Annotated in this window: 12 protein-coding genes; 8 read left to right on the forward strand and 4 right to left on the reverse strand. The window is 44.6% G+C overall.

Annotated features, from left to right (window positions below):
- Positions 1 to 52: 52 nt before the first annotated feature.
- The 4 genes from DVA44_RS08785 to DVA44_RS08800 all read right to left on the reverse strand — a co-directional run bounded on the left by DVA44_RS08785 (position 53) and on the right by DVA44_RS08800 (position 3,408).
- A complete protein-coding gene (locus DVA44_RS08785) occupies positions 53 to 655 on the reverse strand; it encodes a hypothetical protein (RefSeq protein WP_114386329.1) in 603 nt (200 codons plus the stop codon).
- Between the two features lie 31 nt (positions 656 to 686).
- Positions 687 to 875: an AlpA family transcriptional regulator gene (locus tag DVA44_RS08790; protein ID WP_114386331.1), complete on the reverse strand. Its 189-nt coding sequence runs from the start codon at positions 873 to 875 to the stop codon at positions 687 to 689.
- A 136-nt stretch (positions 876 to 1,011) separates the two neighbouring features.
- Complete coding sequence (locus DVA44_RS08795; protein ID WP_114386333.1) at positions 1,012 to 2,133, reverse strand: site-specific integrase; 1,122 nt, start codon at positions 2,131 to 2,133, stop codon at positions 1,012 to 1,014.
- A 147-nt stretch (positions 2,134 to 2,280) separates the two neighbouring features.
- Positions 2,281 to 3,408 carry a hypothetical protein gene (locus DVA44_RS08800; protein WP_114386335.1) on the reverse strand — a complete coding sequence of 376 codons (1,128 nt, stop codon included), beginning with the start codon at positions 3,406 to 3,408 and terminating at the stop codon, positions 2,281 to 2,283.
- Positions 3,409 to 3,738: 330 nt separating this feature from the next.
- Here DVA44_RS08800 and DVA44_RS08805 point away from each other — a divergent pair, with 330 nt between their 5' ends.
- The 8 genes from DVA44_RS08805 (at position 3,739) to DVA44_RS08840 (ending at position 17,437) form a co-directional block, all read left to right on the forward strand.
- Positions 3,739 to 5,262 (forward strand): type I restriction-modification system subunit M, encoded by a 1,524-nt coding sequence (locus DVA44_RS08805; protein ID WP_114386337.1) that lies wholly within the window; start codon positions 3,739 to 3,741, stop codon positions 5,260 to 5,262.
- Positions 5,252 to 6,433: a restriction endonuclease subunit S gene (locus DVA44_RS08810; RefSeq protein WP_114386339.1), complete on the forward strand. Its 1,182-nt coding sequence runs from the start codon at positions 5,252 to 5,254 to the stop codon at positions 6,431 to 6,433. The genes DVA44_RS08805 and DVA44_RS08810 overlap by 11 nt, the downstream gene beginning before the upstream one ends.
- Entirely contained in the window at positions 6,430 to 7,113 is a 684-nt protein-coding gene (locus tag DVA44_RS08815) for a YecA family protein (RefSeq protein WP_114386341.1), read from the forward strand. The genes DVA44_RS08810 and DVA44_RS08815 overlap by 4 nt, the downstream gene beginning before the upstream one ends.
- A gap of 22 nt (positions 7,114 to 7,135) precedes the next feature.
- On the forward strand, positions 7,136 to 8,920 hold the full coding sequence (locus DVA44_RS08820) for a cold shock domain-containing protein (protein WP_114386343.1): 1,785 nt from the start codon (positions 7,136 to 7,138) through the stop codon (positions 8,918 to 8,920).
- 69 nt (positions 8,921 to 8,989) lie between these two features.
- Positions 8,990 to 12,274 (forward strand): type I restriction endonuclease subunit R, encoded by a 3,285-nt coding sequence (locus DVA44_RS08825; RefSeq protein ID WP_114386345.1) that lies wholly within the window; start codon positions 8,990 to 8,992, stop codon positions 12,272 to 12,274.
- A complete protein-coding gene (locus DVA44_RS08830; protein ID WP_114386347.1) occupies positions 12,271 to 13,026 on the forward strand; it encodes a M48 family metallopeptidase in 756 nt (251 codons plus the stop codon). Before DVA44_RS08825 ends, DVA44_RS08830 begins: the two co-directional genes overlap by 4 nt.
- Positions 13,027 to 13,164: 138 nt before the next feature.
- Complete coding sequence (locus DVA44_RS08835; protein ID WP_114386349.1) at positions 13,165 to 14,922, forward strand: DUF262 domain-containing protein; 1,758 nt, start codon at positions 13,165 to 13,167, stop codon at positions 14,920 to 14,922.
- Positions 14,915 to 17,437: a DUF262 domain-containing protein gene (locus DVA44_RS08840; RefSeq protein WP_114386351.1), complete on the forward strand. Its 2,523-nt coding sequence runs from the start codon at positions 14,915 to 14,917 to the stop codon at positions 17,435 to 17,437. The genes DVA44_RS08835 and DVA44_RS08840 overlap by 8 nt, the downstream gene beginning before the upstream one ends.
- Positions 17,438 to 17,439 lie beyond the last annotated feature (2 nt).

The raw sequence follows: 17,439 nt of genomic DNA on the forward strand, positions 1-17,439 counted from the left end.
TTTCTTATTCTGGTGAGCGGTGTCAATATCGACACCGCTAATTAAGGGGAAATCAGGCAAGGGCTGCACGAATCTCAGCAAACAGTTGCTCTTTTAGAGCATCGTCTTTCGTTGCCAGGAAAGATACGAACTTATCGTTGACTTTAATGACGACGCCGTTGGGGGTTTTTTCAACCATTGGGAGGAGTCGCGATGAAAGCAGGCAATTGGCATGTAACCAGCGAAAGTGCATCACTTCAAATTCGCGACCACCAAGAGTGGTAGCCAGTTCCTGAAATGCTTCATCAAGAGTGTCAGGTTTCGCTGATTCACTGATGAGTGTTCCGCCATAACGGTTAGTGAGCATGAGGATAGCCTGCTCGTCGTTCTGGAACAGGCTGATGCCGTAGACGAACTTGAGTCGGGCAATACAGTTATTACCCCGGTAGACAGCCTCTTCAGACAGGTTACTTTCGAAGATGCGGGCATAGGTGTTAAAAGCAGTTTTCGCTGTGTCATCCGTATCAAAAGACTCGGTGTGCAGCAGGCGGCACGCCCGACTAATAAAATTCAGGCGGTTTTCAACGAGACTGATGCTGATGACATCAGAGACCGGGATGATCTTATCGCTTGAGTTCACCAGGTAATCAGAGCTGAGTGTTGTTGCGGTTGTCATGATTTCTTCGCCTTATCAGAAATTAATGTGATTAACGTGGAATTTGGATGTTCGTGAGTTGCTGCTTTTCCCAGGCTTCCACCTCAGCCACTGGAAAACGGATCGCACGTCCCAGCCGGATGAACGGAGGGAGCTTGGCCGGGTTACGGGTGATATCGCTGGCAATGGTGCTGGGTGAAACGCCCCAGCGGAGAGCAATCTGTTTGCTATTTATGTACATATCAGGGCTCCTCTGAGCTAAAAGTCGTTAGGGTTTTATCAGTCACTGCCGGGCCCTGCAGTGGTGTGCTCTAACCATACGAGCCGCGCAGTTTGATGACACGCCAAAAAACTCACAGCTCATTCCGTCAGTTTTTTTATTTATATGCATCAACAACTTGTGATACGACCGCCTGAGAGTCCGCTGCATTATGAAATGCATAGCGGCGGGTCGCAGTGAGTGAATGGTGATTCAGTAAACGGGAAGCCATGGCGATATCGCTGGTTGCCTGTAGCACACGGGTGGCAAACGTCCGGCGAAGGTCATGCATGCGCAGGTTTTCTATATGAGCGTCCCGACAGATACGGGCAAAGGTTCCACGCGGATAGCTCAACTGACGAGTGGTGTCGGTCAGGCGAGGAAAAATCCAGGTCGTGCTGAGTGCCAGTTGTGCCTGTCGCTGAATAATGGTCACTGCGGGATTTGCAAGCGGACAGGTGAATGGGTGCCCTGATTTCGTATCCGGGAGAAGTAACTGCTGTACATCGGGATGCCAGTAATCCCATTTCAGCGTACAAACTTCACCAATACGCATACCGGTATAGAGTGCGAGCAATATGGCATCAGCAGCGGGCGTATTCAGGGCTTCAGCGGCAGCAATAAATAATGGAATTTCAGTGGCAGAAAGTGTGCGATACCGGACGTTACTCTCTTTCAGATAACGAACGTGGGTCATCGGAGAATGATTTATCCATTCAGCACGTACAGCCAGAGAGCATATCTTTGAGAGCAGTGCCAGAAGGCGGTTTATGGTTGCCGGGCGTAATGTTGAACGCAGGTCAGCCGCGAATTTTTCGATTTCACCGGCAGTAATATCGCGCAGGTGACGCTGTCCCCAGAAGGGGCGGATATAGCGATTGAGTTTTGAGAGCTCAGACTGTGGGCTTTTTTTATATAACCGCATGTCAGGTAGCCACAAGTCGTTGATAGCCTGTTCGACGGTATATCGGCGGGATTGTATGGCAAGGCGTTTTTTATTGCCAAGAAGAATCATGGTGTGCAGGCGGGCATCTTCCACACCGAGAAGTGGAAAAGAGCCCAGTGTTTCATAAATGCGCTGATTGTTGATGGTCGCCCGAAACGCAAGCGTGATTTGATTGGGATAGACCAGCGCCCTCAGATGGGGGCAGTGAATATCACGGTATTCCTGACAACCAGTCGTCGGATGCGGCAGTTGCTGAAGTGATTTAGTGCTGAAACGCAGATCAATAATGGACATCGTAGTTCTCCTGTGAATGTGTGCCAGGAAAAATACGATGTCAGGTGAGCTAATTACGAGTTGACGTTTTCACAGTTCATCATTTCAATTTAAAACTGAGCTTTTTATCTACAGAGGCTATTCTCTGTGGATTGTGACGCTATGGGTTCATTTAGTCTGAGCAAGTGATAGTAATCGGATGACATATTCCTCTTTGCTGAGACGGCCTACATCGTTAATCTGTGAACTTAGTCCCAGTGCTGTCGATTTTAGATCTAACAATCCCTTAACAGTTTTACTCTTACCTTCAAGGAAAAGGATGATTTCTTTGGCTGTGGGTTTCCATTTGGGAAATAAAAGTAGTGCAATGTAAATATAGGTCTTGTGTAAAATCTGGTTTATGTTTTTTTGTATTCCTGTCATGTTTTCTTTGTTGCGGGGAATGGTTTCATCAATAACAAATCGGTCGGGGCTGGTTAATGTAATTGCATCGTCTTTTTCATTAATAAAGTGTTGCATGACCTCATGGGGTAACATTGCAAGAGTAATCAATTGAAACATGGCGGGGTGGTTGAGGTAATTATCTTTGATAAGCCCGGAGTTTTTCATCTTGTCTAATATTTGCAATAAAAAGTGAAAATAAAATTCATCACAAAATCTTGCAAAGAAAAGGAGGGCGGTGTCCTGGGCTTCCAGATTTGAAACTTTCGGGAGTGAATTAGTGAAATCCGATGATTTGATATAGGTTATGATTCTTCTGTGGGCAATTTTGAGTGCTGTATTATGAATGGATATTGAAAACTTACCATTCCGGATGTAGGGTTTGTTATTTTGATATGTATTTTCATCCGCAAGTGTATCAAGAATATTTAGTAATGTGAGAATCGGATGTGTCGGGTCTTTGGATGCCTTATCAATAAATACCTCCAGGAATTCGTCAATTTCCTTTAGGGTTTTAGCTGGGATTTTATTTTGTTTAATCGATTTACGGCCATAGATATTAATAGCCAATGTCTCGAACTCCTTGCGTTGTAGCGCACACCATTTCTCAAGGTAATCGGTATGCTGAAAAAAATTAATCTGATTGGACATTAATGCGGATGGCGAGAATATCTCGATAGAGGATAATGACGGGCGCATCTTACGCGTTCCATCCGGTTGTTCTTGTGTCATCAGGTGTAGTAAATCATCCTCAGTGAAAATATCGGATAATTTATCAATGTCATTCTGATATTTAGCGAGAAGGTTAGCGTTTTTTTGTTCTCGTTTAGGGTGTTCAAGATAGTTTTCAAACATAATGTGCCTCGTTTATTTAGGGCTGATACCCTTTACTGATGGAGGTTTGCAAGGTAATGCTTTGATTACAAGAGCATGAGTAGGGTATTTACCCCAACGGCAGTTTTACACCATAGCTTACATTGAGTCTATCCTGCTAATATCATTAGAATTTACAAGCTTGTAAGTATAAGGGCATCCGTAAGTCATCTGTCGGTATCAGGTTGACAATTCCCGTAAAGATACTGTGATTCAGGTGTGTCCAGGGGTGTTTCTTGAGGTATCATTTACCACAATTTTTTACGATGCAAAGCCCTGCATCGCTAGCTTTTCTTCATACCAGGATGACTCATGAACGACAAAATCAGTCAGGATACAATCAACAGAGCCCTGTGGGCCGCGTGTGATACCTTCCGTGGCACCATCAATGCTGGTACGTACCAGGATTTTCTCCTTACTATGCTGTTCCTCAAGTACATTTCGGATGTCTGGCAGGATCATTACGATGAATATAAAAAACAGTATGGTGATGCACCAGAACTCATTGAAGCCATGATGGCGAATGAACGTTTCGTATTGCCGAAAAGCGCCAGTTTCTATGCGCTGTATGAACGTCGTCATGAACCGGGCAATGGTGAGCGCATCGACCAGGCTCTGCATGCGATTGAAGAAGTTAATGGCACCAAACTGAAAGACGCCGGGAAAAGCGTGTTCCAGGATATTTCGTTTAACACCGATCGCCTAGGTGAAGAAAAACAGAAGAACACCATCCTGCGCCAGCTGCTGGAAGACTTTGCGGGTGAAGATCTTGACTTGAAGCCGAGTCGTGTAGGTACGCTGGATGTCATCGGTAATGCTTACGAATATCTGATTAAAAACTTTGCCGCCAGCGGTGGGCAGAAAGCGGGGGAATTCTATACCCCGCCGGAAGTCTCAGACCTGATTGCTGAACTGCTCGATCCGCAGCCCGGAGATACCATCTGCGATCCGGCCTGTGGTTCCGGTTCGTTGTTGATGAAGTGCGGACGTAAAATTGTCTCCGGGCATGACAGCCGTAACTATGCCTTGTTCGGTCAGGAAGCGATTGGATCTACATGGTCGCTAGCGAAAATGAATATGTTCCTTCACGGCGAAGATAACCACAAAATCGAGTGGGGCGATACCATTCGTAACCCGAAGCTGCTCGATAAAAATGGCGACCTGATGCTGTTTGATATCGTGACCGCAAACCCACCGTTCAGCCTGGACAAGTGGGGCCATGATGAGGCTGAAAACGATAAGTTTGGTCGTTTCCGTCGCGGTGTACCGCCGAAGACTAAAGGAGATTACGCCTTTATCTCGCATATGATAGAAACCCTGAAACCGGGAACGGGTCGGATGGGCGTGGTGGTACCACACGGTGTGCTGTTCCGTGGCTCCAGCGAAGGCAAAATTCGCCAGAAACTGATTGATGAAAATCTGCTGGATGCGGTGATTGGTCTGCCTGAAAAACTGTTCTATGGTACGGGGATTCCGGCTGCGATTCTGATTTTTAAGAAGCAGAAAGTTGATGACAAGGTTCTGTTCATCGATGCCAGCCGTGAATATAAGGCGGGCAAAAACCAGAACCAGCTCAGCGCAGAAAACATTGAGAAGATCGTTAACACCTATCGTGAAGGCGATAACGTCGAGAAATACGCCTATCTCGCCAGCCTGAGGGAGATTCAGGACAACGACTATAACCTCAATATCCCGCGCTATGTCGATACCTTCGAGGAAGAAGACGAGATTGATTTGCTGGCCGTGCGTGCTGAGCGTGAGCAACTGAAAGAGGAACTGGCGAAATTGGAAACGCAGATGGCGGGTTATCTGGAGGAGTTGGGTTATGGTGCCTAAGGGTTGGAAAACTGTTACCTTAAAAGACTTACTTGATGGACAGATTAAAAACGGTTATTCGCCTAATGCAACCGATTCGGAAACTGGCTATTGGGTATTAAGTTTGGGAGCATTAGCGGACGAAGGTATTAATTCTTCGGGAATAAAACCCGTTTTACCAGAAGAAAAAGTTTTGCAAAATCTTCTCAAAAAAGATGATTTTTTAGTAAGTAGATCTAACACACCAGACAAGGTAGGGCGTTCGATTCGCTTTAAAAATGAAATTGAGAATTGTTCTTACCCTGATTTGATGATGCGCTTTCGTATAGATGATACTAAAGCCGATAAGGAGTTTATTGAACAACAATTAAAAAGCTCTACAGTACGGGCATATTTCAAAAATTGTGCCGCTGGTAGTAGTAGCACAATGGTAAAGATCAACAAAGGCATTCTTGAGAAGACTCCAATTGTCGTACCTCCGATTAAGGAACAAAAGAAAATTGCTCAAGTTTTATTTGCTTGGGATAAGGCTATAGCGTGGACAGAAAAGCTTATTATTAATAGTCAGCAACAGAAAAAAGCTCTGATGCAGCAATTGCTTACCGGGGAAAAACGCTTGCTGGATGAGAATGGGGTGAGTTTTAGTGGTAAATGGGAGAAAAAACTTCTTTCAGATGTAGCTGATGTTTATCAACCAAAAACAATATCCCAGTCTATGATGTCTGATTCGGGGTATCCAGTTTATGGCGCAAATGGAGTTATTGGATTTTATCAAGAGTTTAACCACGAAACTGAACAAATAGCCGTAACTTGCCGGGGTAGCACATGCGGCATAGTCAATTGGACTCAAGCAAAATCGTGGATTACCGGAAATGCAATGGTTATCAATACGGATAACTATTCCTACGTGAGTAAAAAATTTCTATTCTATACTCTGAATGGCAGTGATCTGAAGTATTTAATATCCGGTTCCGGTCAACCACAAATAACCGGAAACATTAAAACGCATATCATTAATTTGCCCTGTATCGAAGAGCAACAAAAGATCGCCACCGTGCTGTCCGCAGCCGACGCCGAAATCTACACACTTGAGAAAAAACTCGCCTGCCTGAGAGATGAGAAAAAAGCCCTGATGCAGCAGTTACTGACCGGAAAACGTCGGGTGAAAATCGATGAGGCTGTTGCTGCATGAAACTGACGAAAAGTGGTCCAGTGACTGACCGTGAAATCGACTGGCTGGAAGAGATGTTGCTGAAATACGGCAATGATGACTCTGTGCTCTGTTTCTCTGAGCTGGATGGCTTCCTGACGGCGGTTGTCTCTGGCCCGAATATGATCCCCGCTAATACCTGGCTCAGCGCCCTCTGGGGTCGTGGTGACTACCACCCTCACTGGACCACCGAAAAAGAGATGACGCGTTTTGTGGGGCTGTGTTTTCAGCATATGAACGATATTGCGGGCTGCTTGTATGAGGCCCCTGAACAGTTTGAACCGATTTTCAATGGACGTGAGGTGAAGGGGAAGACATATACCATCGTCGAAGAGTGGTGTTTCGGGTATATGAAAGGCCGGTCTCTGGATGACTGGTCAGCCTTGCCAGAGGCCTTACGTCCCTCGCTGGAGGCGATAGCCCTTCATGGTATCGAAAAGAACTTCCCAGTGGTTGAGAAAATGTCACCTGTTCAATTTGAACAGAGTATTACTCTCATTCAGCCTGCGGCACTGGCGCTTTACCAGCACTGGTTGTCGGTGAGAATGTCAGAGGCATCATCCCGGCCTGTTCCCGTGAAGGGGGCAGAAAAACTGCCCGGTCGTAATGACCCGTGTCAGTGTGGCAGTGGTAAAAAATTTAAAAAGTGCTGCCTGCACTGACAAAGCGGAAGGGGGCTTGCTCATGGCAGTGAACAATCTGGATCGTTCCCGGTGGTACATGGGAAATGTTCTCTGGTTCGGAGGCTACAACAGCAAAACGGATCGGGAGAATAACTTTGGCTTTCTCTTATCAGAGAATGGTAATGAGCTGTTTTTTCATAAGAATGAGATAAGCCGAAACTATACACCCGCTGACAATACACCGGTGCTGTTCAGGGAAGGTATAGGTAAAAATGGTAAGCCTACGGCTTTTAACGTTCACATTCTTGATAAAACAGATGAGGAGACGGCTGAGCTCCTCATTGAATATCTCCGGGCTATTATTGAGGAGGGCGTTGATTTCGCTCGTTGGCGTTATCGTGACTGCGTTATTAATTTCCTCACTCAGTCCTTTGGCGAAAGGGCTATAATTCGGTTAGTTACCAGTGATATAGCTGTTACAAAAGTCTTACCGCTATTTTTAAAATCACGTAACTACGATAACCAGTTTGCACTTTTCGCCTCTGATAAGAATTTTGATGATTTGACCGCACAACAAATATCTCCTGCGGTCATGCCTTCGTCATTTATCGATAATAACATTGATCAATTCGCTGTTTGGGTGAAAAGATGTTCTGCGGCTACGGATTGCCAGGGGGCTTCAACATCGGACATCATCAATGAATTACTCAGCCATATATCTATAAGTGCTATTCTCTACCTGGCTTTTTACGATTGTATAAGTAGCGAGCGGATTCTTGAGCATCGGCATGATGATATAGAGAATTTTGTTCGACGTAGTTTCACGAAAAATAAAATGGATATACAACCATTTGTCCGTGATGCCTATCAGCAGAAATTCTCATCGAGAGAGCAATTTTATAAACATTCCGTGATTAGTCCTTTTATCAATACGTATTTGATTAAACAGAAGATGTTCAGAAAAGATTTCAGTTTTGTTAATGATGTCGAGTCGAATACTGAAATTGCTTCTGATCCTGAATACTTCATTCTGAGTAAATTGTTACCGTTGCTTGGGCGCAACGATGAACAGTCCGTTCTGAGTATTATTCTGCATGAGATATGGCACGGAGTCTTGTCGGGTAAAATTCCGGTAAATCATCCTTCTGTTTTCAAATTGTTCCCACAATGTAGTTCATTACAAATTCGTTTCCCAAGTTTAGAATTATCCTGTGAGGCGTTTCACTGGAATGCAAAACAACCTGACGGAACGATAGAGAAAAAATTCCTTTGTCGTTCGAAAGTCTGCCATGATCCGCAGGTGCTACCCGACCTCAGTCGGGATTACATCGACTTCACTATTTATGACTGGCTTGCCCACTACGGTATGACCTATCTGATTGCAGGCGAACCTTCTAAGCGGGATTTCCCAATTAAACTGGCTGGGTATTTCAACCGTATCAGAGAATTACATTCCCGCTTGCATTGCCGCAGTTGTGGGGTGCTGATGGTTCCGGATATGAAATATGCTCGTATCGAGGCCAGTGTCTGGGATGCGAAGTCGAAAGGATTTGTGAAAAAACCTTTCCAGGCCGCGTATCGCCTGACCGTTTTTAAATGTGCCAGTCATTCCTGCGAACAGTTTGGTATCGGGCATTACATTAATCACTGTATTGGTTACAAATGCAGCGAAATAATTGACGGCAGAGATTTACATGAAAAATGTTCAGAAGGACGATTTATTTGTGCATCCTGTGGTTCCTGCTGTACGACGCATCAGGAGAAATTTGGTAATGTAAACAAGGGCGAAACAGAACAGGTCAAGTACAATCGCCTTTATCGGGACTCGCCGTTCTTTTCATCATAAGTCTTCGTTCATTTTGAGTATGTCCGTAAGGACATACAGTTTCACCTCTTAGCCAAGAAGGATTACCGGGTGGATAAGCACTACCAACCTAAATTCCAGGAAGAATACAGCGCCAAAATTCCGGCACTGACGTTACTGACCAGCCTCGGCTGGACGTTTTTATCTCCGAAACAGATTATGGATTACCGGGGCTATAAACAGGATGAGGTGGTGCTGCGTCCGGTTCTGCGTGAAGAGCTGTCGAAGCGTTCCTTTATGGGGGGTGGCAAAACCTGCCAGTTATCGGAAAAAGCACTGGATAACCTGATATCACAGGTCTGTTCTCCGGCGCTGAATGAAGGGCTGCTGAAAGCCAATGAGCGGATGTATAACCATCTGCTTTACGGGATCGCCGTTACGGAGTTTGTCGATGGCAAAAAGGTGAACCCCACCATTGCGCTGATTGACTGGGAACATCCGGAAAATAACCAGTTCCACTTTACTGAAGAATTTACGGTATTGCGGTCAGGCGGTGTTGAAACCCGCAGACCGGATATTGTCTGTTTTGTTAATGGTATCCCACTGGCTGTTATTGAGGCTAAAAGCCCGGCTGGTCATGGCAAGAAAGGGCCAACCATTGACGAAGGGATATCCCAGAGTATCCGCAACCAGTTCAACGATGAAATCCCGCAGCTCTTTACCTATAGCCAGTTATTACTTTCAATTAACGGGCATGACGGACGCTATGGTACCTGTCATACACCAATGAAATTCTGGGCGGCATGGCGCGAAGAGGATATTACCGATGCGCAGATGTATGCCCTGCGCAACCATCCGTTATCGACTGAACAAATTGATGCGTTATTTGAGCATCGTCCTGCTGGCGATCTCAACTGGTATCAGCAGTTAATCGCCGGGGGGGAACTGGCTGTCAGCGGGCAGGATAAGCTGCTTATCAGTCTACTTTCGCCGGAACGTCTGCTGGAGATGACCCGCTTCTTCACCCTGTTTGATAAAAAGACCGGAAAAATTGTTGCCCGCTATCAGCAGGTGTTCGGGATAAAAAGACTGATGGAACGCATCAGTACCCGCAGACCCGATGGGGGTAGGGAAGGTGGGGTGATCTGGCATACCACGGGTTCTGGTAAATCATACACCATGGTGTTCCTCAGCAAAGCGCTGATTCTTCATGACAGCCTGAAGCTGTGTCGTATTGTGGTGGTGACGGACCGTGTGGACCTTGAAGGGCAGCTCAGCGGCACTTTTGCCTCAGGTGGCGAACTGGCAGGAAAGGATGATAAGGCCAAAGCGATGGCGACCTCAGGTCAGAAACTGGCGCAGCAGATTGGCTCTGGTAAAGAACGTATAATCTTTACCCTTATCCAGAAATTTAACTCAGCGACAAAACTTCCTGAATGCGTCAATACCAGCCCCGACATCATCGTTCTGATTGATGAAGGACACCGCAGCCAGGGTGGCGAGAACCATGTGCGAATGAAACTGGCGCTGCCGAATGCCGCCTTTGTGGCATTTACCGGTACGCCATTGCTGAAAGAAGATAAGACCACCAATAAATTCGGACCGATTGTCCACGCTTATACCATGCAGCGAGCGGTAGAAGATAAAGCCGTTACACCTTTGCTGTATGAAGAACGTATTCCCGACCTTGAGGTTAACGATCGGGCAATAGATGCCTGGTTTGATCGTATTACCGATGGGTTAAGCGAAGCGCAAAAAGCCGACCTTAAGCGTAAATATGCCCGTAAAGGTGAGGTTTACAGTGCAGATGACCGCATCCGCCTGATCGCGCTCGATATTGCCACTCACTTCTCGAAAAACATTGATGAGGGGCTGAAAGGGCAACTTGCCTGCGACAGCAAGATTTCCGCCATCAAATATAAAAAGTACCTTGATGAAGCAGGGTTGTTTGAGTCAGCTGTAGTTATCAGCCCGCCGGATACCCGGGAAGGGAATACCGAGGTGGATGAAAGCAAACTGCCGGAAGTGACGAAATGGTGGAAGGATAATGTCGGCACGCAGGATGAGTCTGTGTATACCCGTAATGTCATCAGTCGTTTCGATACCGATGAGAAGCTTAAATTGCTGATAGTCGTTGATAAACTGCTCACCGGGTTTGATGAACCGAAAAATACCGTGCTGTATATCGACAAGCCGCTTAAGTCCCACAACCTTATCCAGGCGATTGCCCGGGTAAACCGTCTGCATCCACTGAAAAAGTTTGGCCTGCTGATTGATTATCGCGGCATTCTGGCTGAACTGGACACCACTATCGGTAAATATCAGGATCTCGCCTCCCGAACCCAGGGAGGATACGACATCAAGGATATTGACGGGTTGTACAGCGCCATGAGCTCTGAATATAAACGTCTGCCGCATCTGTATAACCAGCTGTGGGCCATATTTGCCGGTGTCAAAAACAAGAATGATACTGAGCAATTACGTGCAGTACTGGTGCCTAAAATGGAAGAACGTGATGGAGAGATGGTCGATATCCATCAGAAAACCCGTGATGATTTCTTCGAGGCGTTAACGGCCTTTGCCGGATGCCTGAAAGTGGCACTGCAGTCCGCTACCTTCTTCACCGACAAGAGCTTTACGGAACAAGACCGAAATCTCTATAAAGAAACCGTAAAACAGATGTCCAGCCTTCGCCAGTGGGCAATGCAGGTAAGTGGAGAGCAGGTCAATTATGACGACTACGCCGAGCAGGTGAAAAAACTGCTGGATAAGCATGTCACTGGCGTTGAGGTTCGTGAACCGGATGGCGTGTATGAAGTCGGTAAAATGGGCAAGAGCGAAAAGCCCGAAGAGTGGGACAACAATAAAACCCGCAATGAAACCGACATTATTAAAACCCGTGTGACGAAGATGATTGAGCAGGAGCTGCTTGATGATCCGTATGCTCAGGAGGCCTTTTCCAAACTCCTGCGCATGGCTATCGAAGAAGCAGAAAAACTGTTCGATCACCCACTGAAACAGTATCTCTTATTCCGAGAGTTTGAAGAAAAAGTTGAAGCCCGTAAGCTCAGTGATATCCCGGATGCGCTGGCGGTAAACAAGCATGCTCAGGCGTATTACGGTGTCTTTAAAAAAGAGCTACCTGAGGTTTTTGCGGTAAACGATGTTCAGGTGCAGGAGAAGTGGACAAAGCTGGCCTTTGAAGTGGACAGCATTATCGTTAGAGCGGTGGAAGAAAACTCCCTGAACCCTCAGGATATTGAGAAAGCCGTTAAGACTAATCTGTTACCGCTGCTGTTTACGGCCTGCCGGGAGATTGGTGCCGGAATGAATCAGGTAAACCGTATCGTGGAAACTATCATCCAGATCCTGCGCGTTGGTTTGATGAAATCATGAGAGAAAAAGAGTCGCCAGCAATGAAAGCGTTACGCATTGTTTATGGTGATGAGGTCATCGTTGTACAGTGTGTTACGCGTCAGGTCGTAAAGGGCAGGGTACTCATCAAGGTGCATCCGGACTGCCGGGTAGTGGCCTCTGTACCACCAGAAACACCTGAACACGAGGTATTGTCTGCGCTGAAAAAACGAGGGCGCTGGATCTATCAGCAACTGCGTGATTTCAGGGAGCAGCAGACACACATTGTTCCGCGTCAGTATGTCAGCGGAGAAAGCCATTACTATCTTGGCAAGCAATATCAGTTGAAAGTGACAGAAGACGCTATTGTGCCGCAACGAGTGAAAATGTTGCGTGGGCGTCTGGAAGTGACTGTCAGACATAAATCGGCAGAAAAGGTAAAAGCGTTGCTGGCCGAATGGTATCGGGAACGCGCCAGAGATGTCTTTCAACGCAGGCTTGATTTATTGATACCGCAGACCCTTTGGGTTAGTGAACGTCCGCCGATACGTCTGCGGGCGATGCAAACGCAATGGGGAAACTGTTCTGCGAAAGGCTGTCTGACCCTGAATCCATGGCTGGTTAAGGCATCCTCAGAATGTATCGACTATGTCTTATTGCATGAGCTATGCCATGTGGCTGAGCACAACCACAGCGAAGAGTTTTACCGTCTGATGGGGCAGGTTATGCCGGGCTGGGAAAAGGTTAAGAAGCGACTGGATGGTATGGCTGGGATGTTGTTGGCAGATATGTAGTTTCTAACTTATTCCAATGGGCTCATTTGTCTAGGGGAATCAGGAACGAGTTAATTAGATTTTCCAAGTTCAAGTCTAAAATACAAATTTGATAGCATCAAATCCTTCGATAGTGACAACACGGGAAGTTGAACAACGATGAATACAGCTCATTCAATAGAAAAGCTTTATCTTAGAAATATCTATGAACTTTTGGGAGAAAATTTTTACATACCTGCTTATCAGCGGGGATATCGCTGGGGGGCGATCCAAGTAAAAGAACTACTGGATGATATCTGGGAGTTCAGTCAACCGCATGGTGGTAATGATTCTTCATTTTACTGTCTTCAGCCTGTTGTTGTGGTTCGAGGGGAAGATTGTTGGCAGGTCGTGGATGGGCAGCAAAGGCTAACCACGTTACGTCTTATCCTGCACTTTTTGGAGCAAGAGCACCTGCAGAGACCCTTAGAGGAGGCATACAAAAAAAGCGTGTATATGTTGAAGTATGAAACCCGGCCGGGATGTGAAGCATTTTTGCAGGGGATTCATAAAGAATCCAACACTGACAATATTGACTTCTTTCATATGGTCCAAGCGTATAACGCTATTAGAAATTGGTTCTCCGATAAAGATTATAATGATAATAATAAACTCTTGGCGACGTTACTGGCTAAGTCTACTGAAGAACGCTCTGTAAAGGTTATTTGGTATGATTTAAGTGACGAATGCCTTAACAACGATTATGCTATTGATGTTTTTTCCCGTATCAATATTGGTAAAATACCTCTGACCAATGCTGAGTTGGTTAAGGCTTTGTTTTTACAGCGAAGTCATTTTCACAATGATCAAGCAAGATTGAAGCAGTTACAGATTGCGACGGAATGGGATATTATTGAAAAGCGGTTGCAGGAACCAGCATTCTGGTATTTCATAAGTAATTCAAGTAAACACTACTCAACACGAATTGAATACATCTTCGATTTAATGAAAGGGAAAAAGTCTAATGACGAGACATTTTTCACTTTCCATAAGTTTCATGAAGATTTCAAGTCTGGTACGGCTAATATTGAGCATCTGTGGCAAGGGATAAAGCGTTATTTCCTGAGCTTTGATGAATGGTTCCAGGACAGAGAACTATACCATTTGATAGGCTTTTTGGTTGATTGCGGTGAGAAAGTTGCGGAGTTAAAAGCTGAGTCGGAGCGAGAGAATTCAACGAAAACAGAGTTCAAAAAATATTTGAAAGATCGTATTCGTCTCCAGGTCAGGTGCCAGTTAGATGAGCTTTACTATGATGAGCCTGTCATTAAAAAATTGCTTCTGCTGTTCAATATCCAAACTTTATTGTCAACGAGGGAAGCTGATATACGTTTTCCTTTTGACCGCTATAAGCAAGAAAAATGGGATATTGAGCACATTCGGTCCCAGACAGATTCTGCCCCTGTTGGGGGTGCCCGCAGGGTGTGGTTAAAGGACATTGAGGTTTACTTCAGTGGTAGTCGGTTTAAAGGGGATTCTTTAGAAAGAGAACAAGAATTTGCTGCCAGAGCCACTGAACTCTTGATCTTGGAACATATCGATAATGAATTTGACAGGTTTTATAATGAGGTAGTTAGTTACTTTGGCCAAGATGAAGTGTCATGGGGAGATGAGCTAGGAAACTTGGCACTACTGGACTCTTCAACCAACCGCAGTTACAAAAATGCCTTGTTTCCAATTAAACGCGCCCGGATTATAGACAATGATAAGCGCGGAGTTTTTGTCCCCATTTGTACCAAGAACGTCTTTTTAAAATATTATAGCCAGTCTGTAACTGAACTTGTTCATTGGTCAGAATCTGATGCTAAATATTATCAGGAAGCAATAGGTCAAACGTTGAAAGACTATTTGCCTGACCAAGGAGAGAAGAGTGAGTAATATAAAAATCGATTCGCGTTCGGGTGAACGACTCAGTTTTTTTCAGTTGTTTGAACAAAGATATATGCAGGTGGAAATCCCTATAATTCAACGGGATTATGCCCAAGGCCGGATAGAAGTTGCAGAGGTTAGAGATACCTTTTTACAGGCATTACATGGCTATTTGGAAAAAGGTCTGCCTTTTCAGGATTTGGACTTCGTTTATGGTAGCGTGATTAGCAATGATACTGGACGGCATCGGTTCATCCCATTGGATGGTCAGCAACGATTGACCACCTTGTTCTTACTACACTGGTATCTTGCTCAAATTGCAGATCAGCAAGAATCCTTTCGACGGGTATTAAGTACGGACGGGAATTCCCATTTTACCTATGAAACTCGCAGCAGTTCGAGAGAGTTTTGCAATGCATTGGTTGCCAATGATATAAATTTTTGTGCTTTGTTGCTGGAGTCTGGTACTGAGTGTCTGAGTAAGACGATTAAAGACAGGTCATGGTTCTATTTATCGTGGGAGAGTGATTCTACTATTAGTTCAATGCTGACGATGCTGGATGCGATTCATCTCCAATTTTCTGGAAATGTAGATTACTTTGATAAGCTTACCGACAAAGACAAACCGGTAATTACATTTAGATTTCTTAACCTTGCTGAATTCAACCTCACGGATGATTTGTATATCAAAATGAATGCCCGAGGCAAGCCGCTGACAGAATTTGAAAATTTTAAGGCAAGGCTGGAAAAAAACATAAAATCATTCACCGGAGATTGGCCGGAATATAGACTAAGTTTCAAAGATACGCCTGTGTCTGGCTATGAATATTTCATTCATAAAATTGATACGGATTGGGCTGATCTGTTCTGGTGCTATCGAAATGTTGTAACCAAAGATAATTCTTTTGATGATGAGTTAATGAACTATATTGCCATATGTGCAGCCAACTTTCTGTTACTGCAAGAAGCAGAGGATAGTTATAGCTTACAAAAGCAACTGTTTGGTTCGGGTGGTAAAGTTAACTCATTATCCTTTATGGAGTATGAACAGTATGGATATTTATCACAACCGCTAATAGCTGAATTGATTATGCAACTGGATCTGTTACGTGGTCATGCTAGTTCATGCTCGGGTTTGTCCATATATCTGGACAATAACAGATATTATGATGAAGAATCTATTTTCAAAAAAATCATTACCAATAACTCAAGTTTTTCGGAAAAGGTGAGGTTTCATGCTTTTTACGCTGGTGTAGCGAATGGCAAGATAGGGGAGGAGTTAGCATCCTGGATGCGAGTTGTATTCAACCTCACGGAAAACACTATTTTCAATACTATAGATGATTATCATAAAGCATTGCTGTCTATCAATGAATTGTCCCAACGTGATGACACTGTGCTGAATTTACTCATCCAGGATGTAATGATAAAAGGTTTTCTCGCGGTTCAAGTATCTGAAGAAAAAATGAAAGCTCATCTTTTGATAAAATCTTCTGAGTGGAAGGAGGCTATTCTTGCACTTGAAAACCACGAATATTTCAGGGGGCAAATAGGTTTCGCATTGAAGTTCAGCGGTATTGTTGACTACTTTAACAGTCACGGAAACGTTGATTGGGATGATGTGAAGGAAAACTATTTTACACGATTCAAACACTATGCAGATACTAGTTCGGCAGTATTTAGTGCAATAGGTGAAAGCTCGGAAGTATTAGATTTTGCATGGGAGCGTGCTGTGCTTTCAAAAGGTGACTATCTTACCTCGACAACAGCGGATAGATTCAACCTTCTCAGTTCACGTACAAATAAGAATAACGTCGACCGCGATCATTCCTGGCGTCGTCTATTGCGGCAAGACTCAAATATTCTTTGGAATGCACGGCAACAACATGTTAAAGCCGTGTTAGATGATCCTGATTTTGATATGGCTGATTTAAGGGGTGGATTAGAGAGGATTTGTGCTAAGGCATTAAGTGAGCAGCCATTTAACTGGCGTACTATCTTGATTAAGAAGTCAGAGTTATTTAACCTTTCTAATCAGGGGTTTATTGTATTGAATACTCACGAGAGCGTATTGTTACATGAGTCTCAGCGAAATCACTATCAAAGTGAACTTTATTCCAAGTACTTAGAGTTGGAATTAAAAGATAGAAAACTGAATACAGAACCTTTCAAGCACAAGTTTTACAATAGTGTACGTAGCGGGGAAGATATATCATTTCTACATTTAAGTGGTTTTTCCCTTCATGGTCAACAGGTTGAGTTGGAAATATTCTTCAGAGACAACCAATATAACATCTTGTTCTACCGAAATGATGAGACAGTACCATTCTCAGATGAACTGCAGAGTGCTATGGAATCTTGTGGATTTATTGTTCTAGCTGATTCGAAGGATTACAATCCTGAAGACTGGCAATGTAGTGATGATAATTATGTGTACTACTGTGAAGAGCCTGATCGCGCATTAGCCATAATATCTGACCTTTGCACTTGGCTAAGAGATCTAGCCCGCGAGCAATTGTCATAGCA

The organism is Leclercia sp. W17, assembly GCF_003336325.1.
Classification (GTDB): domain Bacteria; phylum Pseudomonadota; class Gammaproteobacteria; order Enterobacterales; family Enterobacteriaceae; genus Enterobacter.

What these genes read in the sequence shown, in the direction of transcription:
- DVA44_RS08785 (WP_114386329.1), bottom strand. Translation starts at nt 655, where the DNA reads ATGACAACCGCAACAACACTCAGCTCTGATTACCTGGTGAACTCAAGC.
- DVA44_RS08790 (WP_114386331.1), bottom strand. Translation starts at nt 875, where the DNA reads ATGTACATAAATAGCAAACAGATTGCTCTCCGCTGGGGCGTTTCACCC.
- DVA44_RS08795 (WP_114386333.1), bottom strand. Translation starts at nt 2,133, where the DNA reads ATGTCCATTATTGATCTGCGTTTCAGCACTAAATCACTTCAGCAACTG.
- DVA44_RS08800 (WP_114386335.1), bottom strand. Translation starts at nt 3,408, where the DNA reads ATGTTTGAAAACTATCTTGAACACCCTAAACGAGAACAAAAAAACGCT.
- DVA44_RS08805 (WP_114386337.1), top strand. Translation starts at nt 3,739, where the DNA reads ATGAACGACAAAATCAGTCAGGATACAATCAACAGAGCCCTGTGGGCC.
- DVA44_RS08810 (WP_114386339.1), top strand. Translation starts at nt 5,252, where the DNA reads ATGGTGCCTAAGGGTTGGAAAACTGTTACCTTAAAAGACTTACTTGAT.
- DVA44_RS08815 (WP_114386341.1), top strand. Translation starts at nt 6,430, where the DNA reads ATGAAACTGACGAAAAGTGGTCCAGTGACTGACCGTGAAATCGACTGG.
- DVA44_RS08820 (WP_114386343.1), top strand. Translation starts at nt 7,136, where the DNA reads ATGGCAGTGAACAATCTGGATCGTTCCCGGTGGTACATGGGAAATGTT.
- DVA44_RS08830 (WP_114386347.1), top strand. Translation starts at nt 12,271, where the DNA reads ATGAGAGAAAAAGAGTCGCCAGCAATGAAAGCGTTACGCATTGTTTAT.
- DVA44_RS08835 (WP_114386349.1), top strand. Translation starts at nt 13,165, where the DNA reads ATGAATACAGCTCATTCAATAGAAAAGCTTTATCTTAGAAATATCTAT.